This window comes from Sphingopyxis microcysteis (genome assembly GCF_012274265.1).
Classification (GTDB): Bacteria; Pseudomonadota; Alphaproteobacteria; order Sphingomonadales; family Sphingomonadaceae; genus Sphingopyxis; species Sphingopyxis microcysteis.
Genome location: NZ_JAANYY010000004.1, coordinates 130,034 through 148,981, shown reverse-complemented (window position 1 = coordinate 148,981; position 18,948 = coordinate 130,034). Strand labels below are relative to the sequence as shown.

The 18,948-nt window shown below is 64.5% G+C and carries 17 protein-coding genes and 1 pseudogene; 7 read left to right on the top strand and 11 right to left on the bottom strand.

The window, feature by feature from the left end:
- Window positions 1–57: 57 nt before the first annotated feature.
- On the top strand, window positions 58–1,554 hold the full coding sequence (locus tag G9408_RS12070) for a CpaF family protein (protein WP_168454261.1): 1,497 nt from the start codon (window positions 58–60) through the stop codon (window positions 1,552–1,554).
- A gap of 101 nt (window positions 1,555–1,655) precedes the next feature.
- On the opposite strand, the gene G9408_RS12065 is transcribed toward G9408_RS12070, so the two are convergent.
- Complete coding sequence (locus G9408_RS12065; protein WP_168454260.1) at window positions 1,656–1,829, bottom strand: hypothetical protein; 174 nt, start codon at window positions 1,827–1,829, stop codon at window positions 1,656–1,658.
- 67 nt (window positions 1,830–1,896) lie between these two features.
- Here G9408_RS12065 and G9408_RS12060 point away from each other — a divergent pair, with 67 nt between their 5' ends.
- Both G9408_RS12060 and aat read left to right on the top strand, forming a co-directional pair.
- Window positions 1,897–2,730: a class I SAM-dependent methyltransferase gene (locus G9408_RS12060; RefSeq protein WP_168454259.1), complete on the top strand. Its 834-nt coding sequence runs from the start codon at window positions 1,897–1,899 to the stop codon at window positions 2,728–2,730.
- The gene (aat, locus tag G9408_RS12055; protein WP_168454563.1) at window positions 2,727–3,503 is read left to right on the top strand and encodes a leucyl/phenylalanyl-tRNA--protein transferase; all 777 of its coding nucleotides are present in this window, start codon (window positions 2,727–2,729) and stop codon (window positions 3,501–3,503) included. The genes G9408_RS12060 and aat overlap by 4 nt, the downstream gene beginning before the upstream one ends.
- Window positions 3,504–3,538: 35 nt before the next feature.
- Here the strand turns inward: aat and G9408_RS16610 are convergent.
- From G9408_RS16610 to G9408_RS12035, 4 genes and pseudogenes are all read right to left on the bottom strand, one after another.
- Window positions 3,539–3,709, bottom strand: a pseudogene (locus tag G9408_RS16610) (DUF2155 domain-containing protein); the annotation flags it as partial.
- Window positions 3,710–3,939: 230 nt separating this feature from the next.
- Window positions 3,940–4,323: an NADH:ubiquinone oxidoreductase subunit NDUFA12 gene (locus tag G9408_RS12045; RefSeq protein ID WP_168454258.1), complete on the bottom strand. Its 384-nt coding sequence runs from the start codon at window positions 4,321–4,323 to the stop codon at window positions 3,940–3,942.
- A 170-nt stretch (window positions 4,324–4,493) separates the two neighbouring features.
- Window positions 4,494–4,949, bottom strand: coding sequence for a DUF192 domain-containing protein (locus G9408_RS12040; RefSeq protein ID WP_168454257.1), 456 nt, complete (start codon window positions 4,947–4,949; stop codon window positions 4,494–4,496).
- A 32-nt stretch (window positions 4,950–4,981) separates the two neighbouring features.
- On the bottom strand, window positions 4,982–5,554 hold the full coding sequence (locus G9408_RS12035) for a RecX family transcriptional regulator (protein ID WP_168454256.1): 573 nt from the start codon (window positions 5,552–5,554) through the stop codon (window positions 4,982–4,984).
- Window positions 5,555–5,733: 179 nt separating this feature from the next.
- Between G9408_RS12035 and G9408_RS12030 the strand changes: the two genes are divergently transcribed.
- From G9408_RS12030 to G9408_RS12020, 3 genes are all read left to right on the top strand, one after another.
- Window positions 5,734–7,485, top strand: a complete 1,752-nt coding sequence (locus tag G9408_RS12030; protein WP_168454255.1) for a fatty acyl-AMP ligase — start codon at window positions 5,734–5,736, stop codon at window positions 7,483–7,485.
- Window positions 7,486–7,649: 164 nt separating this feature from the next.
- Complete coding sequence (locus tag G9408_RS12025) at window positions 7,650–9,959, top strand: putative bifunctional diguanylate cyclase/phosphodiesterase (RefSeq protein WP_408021875.1); 2,310 nt, start codon at window positions 7,650–7,652, stop codon at window positions 9,957–9,959.
- Window positions 9,960–10,135: 176 nt separating this feature from the next.
- Window positions 10,136–10,711 carry a CHAP domain-containing protein gene (locus G9408_RS12020; RefSeq protein WP_168454253.1) on the top strand — a complete coding sequence of 192 codons (576 nt, stop codon included), beginning with the start codon at window positions 10,136–10,138 and terminating at the stop codon, window positions 10,709–10,711.
- 210 nt (window positions 10,712–10,921) lie between these two features.
- Here G9408_RS12020 and G9408_RS12015 read toward each other — a convergent pair whose 3' ends face one another.
- The 5 genes from G9408_RS12015 to G9408_RS11995 all read right to left on the bottom strand — a co-directional run bounded on the left by G9408_RS12015 (window position 10,922) and on the right by G9408_RS11995 (window position 16,928).
- Window positions 10,922–11,209: a DUF3297 family protein gene (locus G9408_RS12015; protein WP_168454252.1), complete on the bottom strand. Its 288-nt coding sequence runs from the start codon at window positions 11,207–11,209 to the stop codon at window positions 10,922–10,924.
- A gap of 132 nt (window positions 11,210–11,341) precedes the next feature.
- Window positions 11,342–13,681, bottom strand: a complete 2,340-nt coding sequence (locus G9408_RS12010) for a TonB-dependent receptor (protein ID WP_168454251.1) — start codon at window positions 13,679–13,681, stop codon at window positions 11,342–11,344.
- 122 nt (window positions 13,682–13,803) lie between these two features.
- A complete protein-coding gene (locus G9408_RS12005; protein WP_168454250.1) occupies window positions 13,804–14,232 on the bottom strand; it encodes a hemerythrin domain-containing protein in 429 nt (142 codons plus the stop codon).
- A gap of 270 nt (window positions 14,233–14,502) precedes the next feature.
- The gene (locus G9408_RS12000) at window positions 14,503–15,654 is read right to left on the bottom strand and encodes a hypothetical protein (protein WP_168454249.1); all 1,152 of its coding nucleotides are present in this window, start codon (window positions 15,652–15,654) and stop codon (window positions 14,503–14,505) included.
- A 263-nt stretch (window positions 15,655–15,917) separates the two neighbouring features.
- On the bottom strand, window positions 15,918–16,928 hold the full coding sequence (locus G9408_RS11995; RefSeq protein WP_168454248.1) for a hypothetical protein: 1,011 nt from the start codon (window positions 16,926–16,928) through the stop codon (window positions 15,918–15,920).
- A gap of 234 nt (window positions 16,929–17,162) precedes the next feature.
- On the opposite strand from G9408_RS11995, the gene G9408_RS11990 reads away from it, so the two are divergent.
- On the top strand, window positions 17,163–18,164 hold the full coding sequence (locus G9408_RS11990; protein ID WP_168454247.1) for a DUF4238 domain-containing protein: 1,002 nt from the start codon (window positions 17,163–17,165) through the stop codon (window positions 18,162–18,164).
- A 125-nt stretch (window positions 18,165–18,289) separates the two neighbouring features.
- Here G9408_RS11990 and G9408_RS11985 read toward each other — a convergent pair whose 3' ends face one another.
- Window positions 18,290–18,847 carry a pseudouridine synthase gene (locus G9408_RS11985; protein WP_168454246.1) on the bottom strand — a complete coding sequence of 186 codons (558 nt, stop codon included), beginning with the start codon at window positions 18,845–18,847 and terminating at the stop codon, window positions 18,290–18,292.
- Window positions 18,848–18,948: the final 101 nt, after the last annotated feature.

Genomic DNA, 18,948 nt, shown 5'->3' with positions numbered 1-18,948 from the left:
GATGCACCAGCCGCGCGGCGATGCTCCCGATGGATTTGGAAGAACAGGACAAAGCGAATGAGTGCATTCGGACGCCGACCCGGAACCGCTGGCCGCCCCGCCTTTGGCGTGGCGAAGCCGATGCAGGGTGGATCGGGCGTGCCCGGCGGCGCGCAATTCCCGGCGATCGAAACGCCGCCCGCGATCGACATCCCGCAAATGCCGTCGAACCTGTCGCCCGAAGAAGAGGCGATGGAGCGGCTGAACCAGCGTTCGACCGCCGAAGCGATGGAGCCCGAAAAGGCGCAAGGGTTCGAAGCCAGCGTCCACAAGATCAAGGAACAGGTGCTGCCGCGCCTGCTCGAACGCGTCGATCCCGAAGCCGCGGCGACGCTCAGCAAGGACGAGCTGACCGAGGAATTCCGCCCGATCATCCTCGAAGTGCTCGCGGAACTGCGCATCACCTTGAACCGCCGCGAACAATTCGCGCTCGAAAAGGTGCTCGTCGACGAGCTCCTGGGCTTCGGCCCGCTCGAGGAATTGCTCGCCGACCCCGACATTTCGGACATCATGGTCAATGGTCCGTATCAGACCTATATCGAGCGCAAGGGCCAGCTGGTCATCGCGCCGATCCAGTTTCGCGACGAACAGCATCTGTTCCAGATCGCGCAGCGCATCTGCAACCTCGTCGGCCGCCGCGTCGACCAGACCACCCCGCTCGCCGACGCCCGTCTGAAGGACGGCTCTCGTGTGAACGTGATCGTGCCGCCGCTGAGCCTTCGCGGTACCGCGATCTCGATTCGTAAGTTCTCGGCCAAGCCGATCACGCTCGACATGCTCTGCCAGTGGGGCGCGATGAGCCAGAAGATGTGCACCGCGCTGAAGATCGCGGGCGCCAGCCGCTTCAATATCGTCATTTCGGGCGGTACCGGCTCGGGCAAGACGACGATGCTCAACGCCCTCTCCAAGATGATCGACCCCGGCGAACGCGTTTTGACGATCGAGGACGCCGCCGAACTTCGCCTGCAGCAGCCGCACTGGCTGCCGCTCGAAACGCGCCCCGCGAACCTCGAAGGCAATGGCGCGATCCACATGGGCGACCTTGTGAAGAACGCGCTGCGTATGCGTCCCGACCGCATCATCATGGGCGAAGTCCGCGGCGCCGAGTGTTTCGACCTGCTCGCCGCGATGAACACCGGTCACGACGGATCGATGTGTACGCTCCACTCGAACAGCCCGCGCGAATGCCTCGGCCGTATGGAAAATATGGTGCTGATGGGCGACATCAAGATTCCGAAGGAAGCGATCTCGAAGCAGATCGCCGACTCGGTCGACCTCATCGTCCAGATCAAGCGCCTGCGCGACGGTTCGCGCCGCGTCACCAACGTCACCGAGGTGATCGGCATGGAAGGCGACGTCATCGTCACGCAGGAATTGTTCAAGTTCGAATATCTCGACGAGGACAAGGACGGCAAGATTGTCGGCGAATATCGCGCGATGGGCCTGCGCCCCTATACGCTGGAAAAAGCACGCCAATACGGCTTTGACCAGCCGTATCTGGAAGCGTGTCTGTAACATGACGTCGCCCCCGCGAAGGCGGGGGCCGCTGTCGGCCTTTTCCTTCGTCGCTGCGTGAACCGATTGCGGCCCCCGCCTTCGCGGGGGCGACGGTCAATTCATGGCTTGAGCGCCAGCGCCGCGGCCAGCAAGGCGACCGCTACCCCCACCAGCGCAATCCCGCGCCACGGCATAAATCCGACCGCATCGACGTCGCGCCGGTTGCGCCGCCGCCAGTCCGCGACCTCGGCGGCGACCGCCACCGCGGCGCCCGCAGCACTGACAATCAGCATCGACCCTTGCATTGACGCGCGCACCTTCGCAAACAGGGAGTCTTCCCCCTTGGAGAGAGGTGCCCATATGCGTTCCCTGTTCCTGGTTGCAAGTGCAGCCGCCCTGATTGCCGTCCCCGCTGCGGCGCAACATGCCGGTCATGCCGCGGATCCCCATGCCGCGCACAAGGCCGAAGCCGCCATCGCCGCCGCCGTCGCCGCCCCCACCCGCACCGCCGCGAACACGGCGCGCGACCCCCATCGCCATCCCGCCGAAACGCTTGCCTTCTTTGGCGTCAAACCCGGCGACACGGTCGTCGAGCTGTGGCCGGGTGGCGGCTGGTATACCGAAATCCTCGCGCCGCTCACCAAAGCGGGTGGCGGCACGCTCTATGCCGCGGCGCCGTGGGAACGCGGGCTCAACCGGATCAAGGAATGGCAGGGTGCGAATGCCGACCTCTATGGTGGCATCAAGCTCGCCGAATTCCCCAATGCCGGCACCAATCCCAAGGTTCCCGACGGCAGCGCCGACGTCGTCCTGACCTTCCGCAACGTCCACAACTGGCGTTTCGGCGGCACCGACAACACCGCCAATGCGTTCAAGCAGATTTTCGCGATGCTGAAACCCGGCGGCACGCTGGGCGTCGTCGAGCATCGGCTGAACGAGAGCGACGATGCCGCGAAGGAAGAAAAATCGGGCTATATGAAGGAAAGCTCGATCATCGCCTTTGCCGAGGCGGCGGGGTTCAAGCTCGCTGAAAAGAGCGAAATCAACGCCAATCCCAAAGACACGAAGGATTATGAAAAGGGCGTCTGGACGCTGCCGCCCAGCCTGCGCGAAGGCGACACCGACCGCGCCAAATATGTCGCGATCGGCGAATCGGACCGCATGACGCTGAAATTCGTGAAGCCCGCGTCCTGAAGCATTTCGAATCCATCGACCCTGCGCTGCTGCTCAGCGCCTATGCGCAGGGTATTTTCCCGATGGCCGACGGGGCGGATGATCCGTCGGTCCATTGGGTGGAGCCGCGGCTGCGCGCGATCCTGCCGCTGGATGGCTTCCGCCTGTCGCACAGCCTGAAGAAGACGATCGTCGCCGATCGCTTTCGCGTCACCACCGACCGTGCCTTTGCCGACATGGTCGCGCTCTGCGCCGAACCCGCCAGCGACCGGCCGACGACGTGGATCAACCCGGTGATCAAGGCGAGTTATGACCGGCTGTTCCAGATCGGTCATGCCCACAGCGTCGAATGCTGGCAGGGCGATGAGCTGGTCGGCGGCCTTTACGGCGTCTCGCTCGGGCGCGCCTTTTTCGGCGAATCGATGGTCAGCCGGGTGCGCGACGCGTCGAAGGTCGCGCTCGCGCACCTCGTCGCGCGCCTTGTTGCGGGCGGCTGGAAATTGCTCGACTGCCAGTTCATCACCCCCCACCTCGCCAGTCTCGGCGCGATCGAGATCCGTCAGGCGGATTATCTGGCGCGGCTCTATTCGGTGTTGGCGGGCGGCGATGGCGCCGCGGCGGGCGCAGGCGTCGGAGCTGCGGGCGTTTCGCCGCCTTCGCCGCCGTTCGTCGCGGGCGACTGGGGCGCGCTCGACGCCTTGGGCGCTGCCGCTGAGCCCGATTTCGTCGCCGCGGGGGCGACGGGTTCGCCGCCGGGATATGTCATCGCGCAGCTTTTGACGAACACGTCATAGATCGGGTGCTGGATGATATTGCGGTCGGGGCGTTCACGGAAAATCCAGCCCGAAAAGACGCGCCGCCATTTGTCGTCGCTCTGATCCTGCACCGTCAGCTGGACAAAGGCGCCGGTTTCGGGCGGATCCTCCCACGGCGCGGTTTGCTCGCACGCGCGCAGCCGGACGATCGCCCGGCCGACCCGCGCGGCTTCGCCGGGTTTCATTTCAAGCTCGCGGACCAGCCCGTTCCGCTTGTTGAGCAGGCCGACGACGGCCACGCGCTCGGCCATCGGGGTCGCGCCTTCGATCCCGCCGACCTCGTCGGGGACGCGTTCGGATTTGGCGACGGTCTGCACCGTCGCGCTGCCATTCCCTTTCGACGGCGTCCGGTCGCAGGCCGCAAGCGTGCTCGCGGTCAGCAGCGCGATCAGCGCGGTCGTCGTCCGCCGCGACATTATTCGCCGGGCCGCCAGGCCTCATAATCGCCGGTCGCCGCAGCGCGCTGGCCGCCGCGCTCGAGCGCGCCGGCGGGGCGATAGGCACCCGTGCTCCCGGTCAGGTTGACGCTCGGCGCCTGCTCCCACGCGCGCGGCGCGGGCAGCACATCGGCGGGCAGCTCGTCATAGGTGCGGTGCAGCCAGCCATGCCATTCGGGCGGCACCCGGCTGGCGTCGTTCGATCCGTTGTAGATCACCCAGCGGCGGTCGCCCTTGCGCGCGCGATAATAGGTGTTGCCGAGGCTGTCCACGCCCACCTTTTCGCCGGTTTTCCAGCTGTTCAGCAGCGTGCCGACGGTCGCACCGTCCCACCAGGTAAAAATCTTGCCAAGGATGCTCATGGCGAGGCGTTTACAGGCAAGGAGAGCGGTCGCGCAAGCGTCAAAGCGGCATCGAGCTTCCCCTTTGTCCGTTCGCCCTGAGCTTGTCGAAGGGCTGTCCTTTTTCTTGTCGGCGTCGAAAGCAAAAACGGTCCTTCGACAAGCTCAGGACAAACGGAAACGGGGACGGCTTAATCCTTCCACGTCACCTTCGCCGTCTCGTCGATGCCAAGCTTCGCCGCGGTGCCGCCCGCGAGTTCGAGCACCGCCGACACTTCGCCGCCGCTGACCACGGGTTCGAGCGATTCGGGGATCGTGTTTTCGGCGATGCGGTCGATGCTGCCGTCGGCGCGGATGAAGATCATGTCGAGCGGGATCAGCGTGTTCTTCATCCAGAAACTGCCGATCCGCGGCTTTTCGAACGGGAACAACATGCCGCCGTCAGCGGGCAGGCTGGTGCGGAACATCAGTCCCTGGTCCTGTTCGGCGTCGGTTCGCGCCACTTCGACGTTGAAGACATGCGCCGTGCCCGCCGCCGTGATCGTCACCGGGATCGTCGCGACGCGCGCCTCCTCGCTGGCGTCGCTGCTGCACGCCGCGATCGGCAGCGCCAGCGCGAGGGCAAGGGCGGTAAAAATGGCACGCATCGGCAATTCCTTATCCCGTGATGACGCCCGACCTAGTCAAGCCCCGCTTCGTCGTCCAGCGCCGCCAGCGCCATCTCGTCTCCCGGCGGGACGGCGAGGATGCGGCGCGCGATCGTCATGCTGTGCCCCGCGCGCAGAAAGGCAGCGATCTGCCGCTCGCGCAGCTTTGGATCGTCGCTGCCGCTGACCGCAAACGGCCCGAACCGTCGACGCCGCGCGAATCCCACGGCGGCCGCCACCGCGGCGCCCTCCGCCGTCTCGATCGCTTCGCCGCTGTCCGCTTCGGCGATTCCGTCGACATAAAGCTGTGCCTTCACTCGCCGCACCCCCAAGCCGCGGCGTGTCATCGCGCCCGCGCGCATCGCCGCATATTGGCGGTCGTCGAGATAGCGCAGCCGCTCCATCCGGTCGGCGATCGCCTCGCACGCCGCCATGGCGTCACTTTCGTCCATCCACTCGGATTCGCGTACTTTTCGGGCAAGATAGCGCGTCAGCTTGGCGCGGCTGGTCGCAAATCGCGCGACATAGGCGAGTGCCAGCTCGTCGAGCTTCGCTGCGCCGAGCGGCCTTTTCGATCGGTCGGGGTGAGCGCGATGCTTGGGCATATGCCATGTTTGTGCCACAGTCGGGCCTGATTGAGAACGATCAACACCGCCATATCGGGCGCCAAAGCCCGGAAATGGGCGATTGTTCTAACAACACAGGGCTCGCGCACGGTAACATGGCTCAAAAAGATGACATGCTTGTTGCCGCGCGGCCCGTTTCGCGGGATGTCGCACCCCCTATGACCGATTTCACTGCCACCGAAGCGGACGCGCTCGCGCCGACGCCGACCGAATGCGCCCTGCCGCGCCGCTTTTCGGACTTCGCCACCGTTGGCGAGGCGCTCGACTATGCCGCGAGGGGCAGCCGCGGGCTCAATTTCCACGATCCGCGCGGGAAGCTGATCCGCCCCTATCCGTACAGCGAGCTCAAGGCCGACGCCCTGGCGACCGCCTATCGCCTGATCGCCGCAGGGGTGAAGCCCGGCGACCGCATCGCGCTGATCGCCGAAACCGGCGCCGAATTTGCCGCGCTGTTCTTCGGCACCATCTATGCCGGCGCTTGGCCGGTGCCGCTGCCGCTGCCGACGAGCTTCGGCGGCCGCGACTCCTATGTCGGCCAGCTCGTTGTCCAGCTCACGAGCTGCGACCCGACGATGCTGTTCTTCCCGCCCGAAATCGCCGCGATGGCAGTCGAAGCGGCGGAAAAGGAAGGCGTCAAACCCGTCGACTGGAGCGAATTTGCCGCGAGCCCCGCCCCGGTTGCCGACCTGCCCGCGCAGCAATCGGACGAAACCTGCTATCTTCAGTACAGCAGCGGCTCGACGCGCTTCCCGCACGGCGTCGCGGTGACCCACGCCGCGCTGCTCAACAATCTCGCCGCGCACAGCCACGGCATGGAAGTGCAGGATAGCGACCGCTGCGTCAGCTGGCTGCCCTGGTATCACGACATGGGCCTCGTCGGCTGCCTGCTCTCGCCCGTCGCCAACCAGGTGTCGGTCGACTATCTCAAGACCGAAGATTTCGCGCGCCGACCGCTCGCCTGGCTCGACCTGATCAGCCGCAACGAAGGGACGACGCTCAGCTATTCGCCGACCTTTGGTTACGACATTTGCGCGCGCCGCGTGTCGAGCCAGACGCATGTCGCCGACCGCTTCGACCTGTCGCGCTGGCGCGTCGCGGGCAATGGCGCCGACATGATCCGCCCCGACGTGATGCAGAGCTTCGTCGATGCCTTTGCCGACGCGGGTTTCAAGGCCAGCGCCTTCCTGCCGAGCTACGGCCTTGCCGAAGCGACGCTCGCGGTCAGCATCATGCCGCCCGGCGAAGGCATTGTCGTCGAACTGGTCGAGGAAACCGAACTGTCGGGCGCGGCGGGCGACGCCGGACGCCCGACGCGTTATCGCGCCATCGTCAATTGCGGCCGCGCCGCGCGCGACATGGTGATCGAGGTGCGCGACGAGCTCGGCAATGCGCTCCCCGACCAGACGGTCGGCAAAGTGTGGTGCAGCGGCCCGTCGCTGATGACCGGCTATTATCGCGATCCCGAATCGACCGCCGCCTGTCTGGTCGACGGCTGGCTCGACACCGGCGATATGGGCTATTTGTCAGACGGTTACATCTATATCGTCGGCCGCGCCAAGGACATGATCATCATCAACGGCAAGAACCACTGGCCGCAGGACATCGAATGGGCGGTCGAGCAATTGCCGGGCTTCAAATCGGGCGACATCGCGGCCTTCGCGATCACCGCACCGGGGGGCGAGGAAACCCCCGCGGTGCTCGTCCAGTGCCGCACCAGCGACGATGCCGAACGGCTTGCGCTGCGCGAGACGATTCGCGACCGCGTCCGCGCGATCACCGGCATGAATTGCCTGATCGAGCTGATCCCGCCGCGCACCCTGCCGCGCACCAGTTCGGGCAAGCTCAGCCGCTCGAAAGCCCGCGCCCAATATCTGGCCGGGGAAATCCAGCCCTTTGCCATGGCGGCCTAGGGCCAAGGGCGATCCAAGCCCCTGACCTTGCGCGTAAATTCTTGTCCCGCCGCTGGACAAAAAAGGCGTTACATGAACGCGCTGGTTACCTTCGGGTAACACCCGCCCGCTAAACAGGGCGGGTGAAGAGCCCGTTGGACCAGATACCAGCCGAAGAGATTCCCGTGCGGACCCTGTTGGGGCTGGGACCGCATGATGCGGACATCGGCAACCTCCGCCAGTTGCAACTGGCGCCGCTGCGCGGCCGCGGCTCGCTGCGCCTGTTCATGGGGCTCGGGATGGCGCTGGTCGCCGCCCTCACCATGATCCTCAGCGTTCCGATCGCGATCGCGGGCGGTTGGCTGGGTGTCAGCCTGATCTTCAGCCTGTGGTCGTACAACCAGTTCCGTCGCTTGCCGCTGGGCGATCCGAAATTGTCGGGGATCGCCGAATATCGGCTGTGCAACCGCCACGGCTTCTATTCGGCCCTGCTGTGGGGCGCACCCTTCTGGCTGCACGGGCTCACCCCGCCGCTCGATCATGTCCTGTCGATGTGGACGATCGCGGTGCTGATGATGGTCACGCTGGCGATCGTGGCGCACAGCGTCCCGATGGCGTGCATCCTGTTCATCGCGCCGGTCACGCTGTCCGCGGTTGCGGCGCTCGTTCGCGCCGGGGCGCCGCAACTGGCCGCCGTCGCGCTGGTCGCCGGATTCCTGCTGTGCAGCTTCTGCGTGCGTTTCGCGCAAAACCACATCCGCTATCGCCGCGCCGAGGAAACGCTGCACGAAAAGACCGAAACGGTCAGCCTGCTGCTGCGCGAATTTGAGGAAACCTCGGCCGACTGGCTGTGGCAGACCGACAACAGCCGCCGCCTGGTCCATGTGTCGCCGCGTCTGGCCTTTGCGCTGGGTGCCAGCGCCGAAGCGCTGGAGGGCGTTCCGCTGCTCCAGGCGCTGTCCGGCGATGCGTGGGACACCGGGCTGTTTCCCAAAAGCCTGCACGAAATGGCCGAACGGATGAAGCGGCGCGAGAGTTTTTCGAACCTGATCGTACCGGTGACGATCGGCGGCGCGCCGCGCTGGTGGGAATTGTCGGCCTCGCCGCGCCTCGACGAAGCGGGCAAGTTCCTCGGCTTCCGCGGCGTCGGATCGGACGTCACCGAACAGCGCGCCACCGCCGAACAAATCGCCAAGATGGCGCGCTTCGACAATCTCACCGGCCTGCCCAACCGGCTCAGCCTCAACGAGGATCTGGCGCGCGCCCTCAACCATGCGATCGACGCCAAATCGCGCTGCGCGATGCTGATGATCGACCTCGACCGGTTCAAGGCGGTCAACGATACGCTGGGTCACCCGGTCGGCGACAAATTGCTCGCGCAGGTCGCGGCGCGGCTGAAGGGGCTGATGGAGCGCGGGATGACCTGCGGGCGCCTTGGCGGTGACGAATTTGCGGTCGTGCTGCACAATGTCCCGTCGGCCGACGCCGCCGAAGAACTGGCCAAGCGCCTGATCGCGACGATCAGCCGGCCTTATGTGGTCGACAATCACCAATTGTTCGTCGGCGCCAGCATCGGCTTTGCGATCGGGCCGCAGGACGGCGCGACGGTCGAAACGCTGACCCGCAACGCCGACCTGGCGCTCTACAAGTCGAAGGACCGCGGCGGCAATGTCGTCGCCGCCTATGTCGCGTCGCTGCACGCACAGGCCGAAGAACGGCGGGTGATGGAACAGGAATTGCGCGGCGCGCTCGAACGCCGCGAATTCGAACTTTATTATCAGCCGGTGGTGACCGCGGCCGACGGCACATTGAACGGGTTCGAGGCGCTGATCCGCTGGAACAACCAGAAGCTTGGCAATGTGTCGCCGGGGCGCTTCATCCCGTTGGCCGAAGACGCCCGCCTGATCGCGCCGATCGGCGAATGGGTGCTGCGCACCGCGTGCCACGAAGCGATGCGATGGCCGTCAAACCTGAAGGTCGCGATCAACGTGTCGGCCGAACAGCTCACCGACCCCAGTTTCGCCTCGGTCGTCGTATCGGCGCTGGCGCAGAGCGGGCTGCCGCCGCAGCGGCTCGAAATCGAAGTCACCGAAAGCGTGTTCCTGCGCGATGGCGGCGGCGCGGCGCAATTGCTCGACCAGTTGATCGGGCTGGGCATCCGCCTCAGCCTCGACGATTTCGGCACCGGCTATTCGTCGCTCGGCTATCTGCGCAAGACCCAATTTTCGACGATCAAGGTCGACCGCAGCTTCGTCGTCGGCGCCGCCAAGGGCAGCATCGAATCGATCGCGATCATCCGCGCCGTGGTCGCGCTGGCCGACAGCCTGGGCATGTCCACGACCGCCGAGGGCGCCGAAACCGAGCTGGAAGTCGAAACGCTGCGCACGATGGGGTGCAGCAACATCCAGGGCTATTATTACGGCCGCCCGATGCCCGCGACCGACGTGCTGGCACTGTTCCGACCGGCCGATTCGGCAGCGAGCGCCGCGGCCTGACAATGGTGCTGGCGGCGACCAACCGAACCCGTCGCACGACGAATTGACGGGCTTAACAAAAGGTTCCGCCGCTTACCGCATCGGCGGCGCAATTCGTCGCTCGGCAGGTGGTGCACGGCGCAAAGCATGGCAAGGACGCTCCAACGCTTGAACACAAGCCTTGGGGGTCGCATTTCATGCTCTATCGTCGCTTTCTGGCTGCCGCCGTGGCGTCCGTCATGACGCTCACCGGCCTGCTCGTCAGCACCCCCGCCGCCGCGCAAAGCTATCTCCAGTGCGTTCCCTTTGCCCGCGCCGAATCGGGCATCGACATTCGCGGCAATGCCAAGACCTGGTGGGCGCAGGCCGCCAATGACTATGCCCGCGGCGACGAACCGCGCGAGGGCGCGGTGATGGCGTTCGCCGGGACCCGCGGGATGCCGATGGGCCATGTCGCGGTGGTCAAGAAAATCATCAGCGACCGCGAAATCCGCATCGACCACGCCAACTGGTCGCCGATCAACGGCCGCCGCGGCCAGATCGAGCGCAACGTCCGCGTCGTCGACGTCAGCGACGCCGGCGACTGGAGCATGGTTCGCGTGTGGTACGCGCCGATCGGCGACCTTGGCCTCCGCGCCAACCCGGTGCAGGGTTTCATCTATGCGGGCGGCACCCCGAACAAGGCGCCGAGCTTCAAGGCGCCGGTATGGGCGCAGAACGACTGGAAACCCGGCAACGGCCTGGAAGTCGTGGCCGCGTCGCTCGGCCAGTAACGGCTCAATTCAAACCATCGCTGATGCGAAGAGAATTCGTGCCGCGTCGTGGTCGGCGCGCGAAGTCGCATGGCGACTGCCGTCTCCAAAATCCGTTCGCCCTGAGCTTGTCGAAGGGTCGTTCTTTCTTCCCAGCGTCGAAAGAAGAAGGACGGTGCTTCGACAGGCTCAGGGCTACGGTGAATTGATTCAGCCTGAGCAGGACAGGCTCTAGGCTTCGTCGCCCGCATCCTTGGGCGCTTCGCCCTCACTGGCGGCAGCCGTATCCTCGAACCACGCCTCGACCTCGCCCGACAGCTTGATCGTCATCGGCTGGCCGAAACGGTCCTTCGACTTGCCCGCCGCGACGCGGATCCAGCCTTCGGAAATCGAATATTCCTCGACGTCGGTGCGCTCCTTGCCCTTGAAGCGGATTCCGATGCCGCGCTGTAGCACTTCCATGTCGAAATGGGGCGAGCGCGGGTTGGTCGACATGCGGTCGGGGGGCGTATCGGTCATGAACATATTTCCCAATAAATGATGGCGCGGCCCTAGCGGGACCGCGCCACCATCGTCAACGGAAAGGCGTATCCGTTGGTTCCGTCATCCGGAACCGGGACGGCGCCCGTCCGCTCCCCCTCTTCGCAAAGCTCAGAACCCGGCCTTCAGCGTCACGAAAAACTGCTGCGGCGCGCCCGCGAGCAGCGTCTGGTTGTCGCCGCGGTTGGCAAAGCCGTTGGTCCCGATCGTCGACACATATTCCTTGTCGAACAGGTTCGTCGCATTGGCCTGCACCGAAATCCGGTCGTTCAGCCGGTACCCGATGCTGGCATCGACGATCACAAAACCGCCAACCTCGGCGTCATTTTCGAACGAATAATAACGCTTGCCGGTGTAGTTCGCGCCGACGCGGGCAAAGAAGCTGCCATCGTCCCAGGTGACTTCGCCCTTGGCGAGATGCTTGGGCGAATTGACCACCGTCTTGCCCGCGGTCGCCGCGACGATCGCTCCCGCCGCATTCACGACATCGTCCCGATATTCGGAGTCGTTATAGGCGTAGGAAGCGAACAGCGACAATTGGGGGGTGACGCGGAACGTCCCCGCCGCCTCGACGCCCCATGAGCGCACATCGCCGACATTCTGCAGGATCGCGGGGTTGCCCTGAATCCCCGAGCCATTGGCAAAGGCGATGATGCGATCCTTGAAATCGACATAATAGCCCGCGATCACCCCCTGAAAGCGCGGCGACCTGGTGCGGAAACCGAGCTCGTAAGTCGTCGAGGTTTCGGGTTTGAGGTCGAGCGCGTCGAACCCCGCCTGCGTCGTCGCGAACGGCCCGCCGGTCGCCGAGCTTTCGAACGCGCGCATATTTTCGGTGTAGCTCGCGAACAGCTCATTATCGTCGTTGACGCGATAGAGCAGGCCGGTCTGCGGCAGGAACCAGTCCTTCGCCTCGGTGCGTCCCGCGGCGAGCCCGCCGCGGACGATCGGGGTCGCGAGGTTGGTGACGCGCAGCCCTTTCCACCCGCTGTTGATCTGGAACCGCCCCAGATCGAGCGTGTCCTGCACATGATATTGCAGCGTCTGGGTGTTGAAATCGAAATTCCAATGGGTCGCCAGCGGGTCTTTCGGGAATTTCAGGCTGCCGCGACTCGGCGCCCCGGCGGTGTCGGCAAGGCCATAGAAACGCCGCGCCTGATTGAAGTCATTATCCTCGTACCACATGCCAAGCTCGACCTTGTGGTCGCCCAGCGTGAACAGGCTGCTGGCGACGATGCCATAGCGTTCGATATGATATTCGGTGGTGCGGATCGTCATCGGTGCGCCGCCCGGGGTGGTCACATAGGGGGTGAACCACAGCCCGCGCCCCTTGTTGCCATGGTAATAGCCCATGGCGTTCAGCGTCCAAAATTCGTTCAGCGGCGCTTCGACGCCGACCCCGGCCAGCCAGTCCTTGCGCAGACCCGATGCGTCATAATAGGCGTCGTCGACGCTCGCGACCGGCGCCGGAAACGCCTCGCCAACCCCGGCATAGGGGGCGGTGAACACCGCCCCCAGCGGCAGCGAGCCATTGGCGACCCCGGTGTTGAACGCGGCGCGCGCCACCTGGTTCTGATACACTTTGGCGACCCGCACCGCGGTGTCCCAATCCTTGGCGAAATTGTCCCAGCGGTACCCCAGCCGGTCGATCATCCCGGCGCTCAGGTCCTGATAGTCGTTCTCGGCGCGGTCCGAATAGTTGACGAAGCCGAAGAATTGCCCGTCGCCGACCGGCTGGACGATCCGCGCATTGACCTGATGCTGGCGCTGGACGCCGTCGCCCTTCCACTTGTCGGCGTCAGCCCAGGCATAGCTCAGCGACAGGCGCGGGCCGTTCGCGCCGATCGCACCGCTGTCGATGCGCACGAACGCGCGCTTGGTTTCCTCGCTGCCATAGGTGCCCGACGCCTCGACCCCGAACGCCTCGCCGGGTTCGCGCGCAAAAAATTCGATCGTCCCGCCAAGGTTGCTCGACGACGCGGCGCCCAGCGAACCCGCGCCCTGCGCGACCTCGACCCGGCCGACATTTTCGCTGATGATCGCGCGGCTGATGTGCAGGCCGTTGTGGTTGCCATAGCTCATGTCGCCGAGCGGCACGCCGTCGAGGGTAAAGCCCAACTGCTGCTGCGCGAAGCCGCGGATCGAGATGCGCGACGACCATTCATAGGCGCCGAACGGGTCAGCCGCCTGAAAATTCACCCCCGGCAGCTTGTCGATGGCCTTGAGCGGGCTGATCCCCGCCACTTCGAGCGCAATGTCGGCGGCGGCGATTTCCTGCACCTGCCGCGCCTGCCCCTGCCCGAGCACGACGATTTCGGCGACATCGCCCTCGCCCGCGTCCGCTTCGACCGCCGCCTCCACCGCGGCCTCCGCGGCGGACACCGGCGCCGCGGCCAGCATCACGATCAAAGCGGCCCCGGCCAGCAGGCGGTTCCTGTACTGAATGGTCATCGATCAATCCCCCTATCCCGCCGCCGAAATGGCGCGGTGGTCGCGGGGGCTTTAGGGAGGCGATATTGCTGCGCTGCGGCGAAGGCGTGACGCAGCGATGACGGTAAAAAGAAGGTTCGGCGTCACATGAAATCGAGCTGCTCGGCGGCGGGATAAAGATCGCAATTCTCGCGCTCGATCCGCATGCCCAGCACGTGCATCACCGCCTCGGTCTCGCGGCAGAACCCCGGCCAGTCGTCCGCGATCCGCTCGGCGGTCCATTTCGCGTCATAGGCCGCGAAATCCTGCGCGATATGCCCCATTTCGCGGACGAACTCGCCCGCCATCGCGACGACCTCGGGATTGCCGCTCGACTTCAATCGCGGATAGAGGATCCAGTCCTCGCACTTCAGGTGGCGCAGCAATGTATCGCGCAGCATTCCGCGCACCGACGCCAGCTCGGTCGGGCGCGGCGGCTCGGGCTTGCGCACCAGGTCCAGCAACAGCTGCGACAGCGTCGCCAGCGCCGCATGTTCGGCGCGCAACCGTCGCATCTCGGGACCAATGGGCATGACGCGCCTTTCCGTAAATGGTCCCTTCAACGCCGTCCTATGGGGTCGGCATGAAAAGACGGTAAACGCGCATTAGCCCTTATCGGCGCGCGCCGCACGCCCGGCGGCGGCTTAGGCCACAATGGCGCGCCGTCCGACAATCCTCCCCGTGCCGCAGGCATGGGGAGGTGGCAGCCCGCAGGGCTGACGGAGGGGCGGCGACGCCAGCGCCAAAGCCCCTCCGTCCGTGCTGCGCACGGCCACCTCCCCATCGCTGCGCGACAGGGAGGATCACGCCGCCTCTCCCTCCCCCTCGGCCGCCGCCTCCCGCGCCGCCTTCGCCTTGCGCGCCTGCCGCCACGACGGCGGCTTGCGCACCGCCGCGATCCCGTCATCCACCTCAGGCATCAGCGGCACCACCGGCACCGACCGCCCCTCCGCCTCGGCCGCGGCGATCCACTCGCGATACACCTCGGGAACCTCCGCCCCCGCCACCACCCAGCTCGCCTCGCCGCCGATGCGCAGCGGCGGTTCGGCATCGGCGTCGGCATCGACCAGCCCCGGGTGCATTTGCAGCGGTCCGTAATAGGGTGAACCATGCGCGCCCAGCTGGACCAGCGGCACCCCGGGGTCGTCGATCTGCATCGCCACCGCGTCCACGTCACCCGCGTCGATCGCCGCCACCATCGCGCGCTGCCGCGCCGCCAGCGCGAGCAGCGCGGCGCCGATCTCGGCCTCCGCTTGCGCGTCGAGCGCCGCCCCCTCAAACCCCTCGATCGCCGCTGCCGCTGCATCCTGCGCCGCGACCCCATCCCCGTTCGCCCCGGGCGAAGCCGACGGACCATGGATCACCGTCCGCACCGTCGTCGTCGACGCTTCGGCCACCGCACCGGCGGCCCCGGCACTCCCCTCAATTCCGTTCGTATCGAGCGCAGTCGAGACACCCATCGCCCCGACACCGCCCCCGACACCCCCGCCCGCAGTCACCGCACCCGCGCTCGCCCGCGTCGAAAAATAGTTGATCGTCGTGCGCTTGCCCCCCGCATCCTGCCCATAATGGCGCAGGCAGAACATCAGCAGCGCATCATTGTGCCGCCGCCGAAAGCCCATCAGCTTGCCCGCGACAAAGACCGGCACCAGATAACCGTCGATCGCGCGCTCGAACGCGATGTCTTTCAGCCGCGCGAGCCCAAAATCGAGCGCCGCCTCCCACGCCCGCCGAAAGCTCTCCGCGCCGGGCGCGCGCCGCAGCGTATAGCAGTTCGTCTGCGCCATATTGACCATCGCCGCCGCGCGGCTGACCGACCCGGTATCGGCCAGCGCCGATATAAACGCCTTCTGCCGCTCGGGCGTCCACCCGTCGTGCCGGTACTTGCGCGGCACCGGCGTAAACTCGGGAAGCGGCGGCCGCGCCTCCTTCGCGATCGGGGTGCGATTCTGCATGATATGCCCTCCTCCATATGTCCCGGGCGAAGCCGCGAGACCAAACCGGACAGCATATGACAGACGGAAAATTTGTAGGAAAGGGTTTTGTTTATGCTTTGTTCCACCTAAGCCACTGGTCGCTTTGGTTCTGATCCGCCGTGTTGGTGGCCGAGTTGAAGCTAAAAAGGGACATTCAAACCTATGGGCTGACTATGTATTGAGCGCCTAACGCTGTTCGCCTCACGAACGATGTGGTTAAGACCCGTTATTTTGATGGATCATTAAGGGAAGGTCTCTCCGTCTCTGATTTTTGTGGTCCAAACCAGTTTTGAGCCGTGTCGACGCTGCTCTGCCGGTAGGCTTGTCACATGGTGTTCGAATTTGACACTCGGTTCGCGGGCGTTGAGGTCACAAAGATAACCGAGCAAATTCTCATAGACGTTCGCAATTTTCATTGTCTGGGATTCCAGAAATTGGGCGGTGTCACGACGTGTGACAGGACTACGTGGATGCAGGATTTCGATAGTTGGGGCCACAAATGCACCCGTGGGATCGAGTTCGTAGTCATAGATTGTGAGCGATTTTGATTCATCGGCATGGATCATCGCGTGACGGTGATCCGCTACTTCCTCCATAAATTTCCAGATCATATTTACGTGGTCGACAAACCCTTCCGTCTTGTCACGCGATGAGATCAGCTCTGCCTTGAACTTTTTGTCCCAAGCATCGTTAGGGGCGTCCTTCGGATAAAATTTTGAAACGGTTTTTTTAATGGCCACTTCCACATCTCGGAGTGCCGCAAGGCTTTGATGCACTTTGCTCTTGAGATTTAGCGTGTGGGGCAAGTGACCGGCGGAGAGTTTACCCGCTTTGCCGGCTGCTCGCGTAGCGCCTTGATGACCGGTCATTTCGTTGACGACGTCCATCACTGATGCGAGCGATATTGCATTGCTCACGGCTAAAGTTAGACACTCGTCCACATCAACGCCGTTCTGCAGATATGTCTGATTTATGAGCTCGAAGGCCACGCAAACCGTCTTCTGCATAAATGGATGCTCGACGCCGTAAGGTATTTCGACCCTCTGGATCACAAACGGAATTCTAGGGTTGGTCCGCTCTGGGTCTATTTGGTCCGCCATCACTCCGGAAGTGAAACCGCGCTCAGCTAGAAAATACATCCGGTCGCCGATGACTTTCATGCTGATTATGCTGCCGTGTCCCGGTGGGATTTCGGCGCTACCTGGCCCTTCCCTTAGGCGATCAATAGGACGATTTCCGGGCTTCTGGGTCATGTTCCGCCCCTAGCTCACTTTCGGAATCGCAACCAGCGTCAACGCTTCCGGCAAGCCGTCGCCGATTTCGTTCGAAATCGAATGAGGAACAGTTGCGGGCGATGCCTTAAATTCCCCATTCAAATTAGCAGCGTCCAACTTCCGTGACTGTCGAAATCATGACATGCTTGGCTCGCGAGTACGATGCTGGCACCAGCTTCGAACAGACTGCTCATTCGAAGGCCCGACCCGCCCGTGAATAATCCCAAGAAGCCGCTCAAAACGGAACTCCATCACTGGTGGCCGCGCACGCTCGCCGACCATTGGGTCGCTCCCGACCAGATGGTGTCGGTCATCGCGCCCAACGGCAAGATCAAGCGCGCACCGGCCGGACAGTTTGGGGCAATAACCAATGCGCATCACATGAAGATGGGCGGTCCGTGGGACTCGACCTTCGAGCCCATCTTCAACCAGCCCGACGGCGAGATAGGAAACTTCGTCGATTGGCTCTCTACGCTCGAAGCTTCAATCACCGGCAGTGACCGGCCGATGGTAGAGCGGATCCTCGCCCAACCACTTCCCGAAGATCGACGACTGCAGCTCGCGCGGATAACCGCCTCCCTGCTCGCCCGTAGCCCGCGAATCCGGCATGTGATCCGCCGTACGACTTCAGCATATCAGGCCAATTTCGGTGTTCCCGCGACAAAGGTCGACAAAACCCTCATCGCACTCAACCAGCAGCACCTTTATGATGCCTACAGGGCGCCGATGGAGACCAGCGGTCGATGGGCGATTCTGTTCGGTGACAGCCGCGAGTTCATCGCCGGCGACGGCTTCTTCCACAATTTTCCAGCGTCGGCCAACGCCGTCCACTCTGGAAGAAAGCTGATCCTGCCGATACTTCCAACCATTACGATCGCATATATGCTGCCGATGAGTCATCCTAGCGAACCTAGTCTCGTGACCTTGCGCGTCGACAGTGACGAGACCGGGCGCCTCAACGAGTTGGTGCAAGTCTATGCATCGAAATTCCTGTTTTTCCGGACCGAGCAGCCTGACTTGCTCCCGGTCTATGCGGCCGACGGGCACCGCGAATTCCGCTACCACCGGCACGACTGGGCGGACATGCTGCTCGACGATCTCTCGCAATATAATAACTGGGGCGAGGGCGGTAGCCCCGCGATCGCCCGCCGCCGCCAGTTCAGCCGGTGGCTCGACGGTGATGGCTTGCTCGACCGTCTCGGCGGCGACTGGTAGCGCCTGCGTAGATCCTGCGGTGCCGCAAATTTGCTGGCGAACGATGCGAACGTCTGCTCGCCGAAAGCGCGACAGCTTTGAATGCGCTCGATCTATTAATGGCCAATCGCTTCTAGGCTGAACTTTCACCCAACCTCCCGCCACGTCCCCACCGCCAAATCCCCAATCTCCCACGCCCCGATCCGCCACCGCACCAGCCGCAGCGTCGGATAGCCGACCGCCGCCGTCATCCGTCGGACCTGGCGGTTGCGGCCTTCGGTGATGGTGAGTTCGATCCAGCTGTCGGGCACGCTCTTGCGGTATCGCACCGGCGGGTCGCGGTCCCACAGCTTTGGCGCCTCGATGCGGCGGACGGTCGCGGGGCGGGTCGGGCCGTCGTTCAGCGTGACGCCGCGGCTGAGGGCCGCCAGCGCGGCGTCATCCGGCTCGCCCTCGACCTGCGCCAGATAGGTTTTGGGCATCTTGTGCTTCGGCGACGAAATCCGCGCCTGCAACGCGCCGTCGTCGGTCAGGATCAGAAGGCCTTCACTGTCGCGGTCCAGCCGCCCGGCGGGATAGACGCCCGGCACGTCGATATAGTCGGACAAGGTCGCGCGCGGGCCGTCGGCGGGTGCGGTCGTTCCCTTGTCGGTGAATTGCGACAGCACGCCGTACGGCTTGTTGAACAGGATCAGGCGGCTCATGCTGTGCTTCCTGCCATACGCCCCGTCCCTTTGTCTCGTCACCCCGGACTTGATCGGGGGTCCATGACTTCAGCGCTGCGATGGATCCCAGGTCAAGCCCG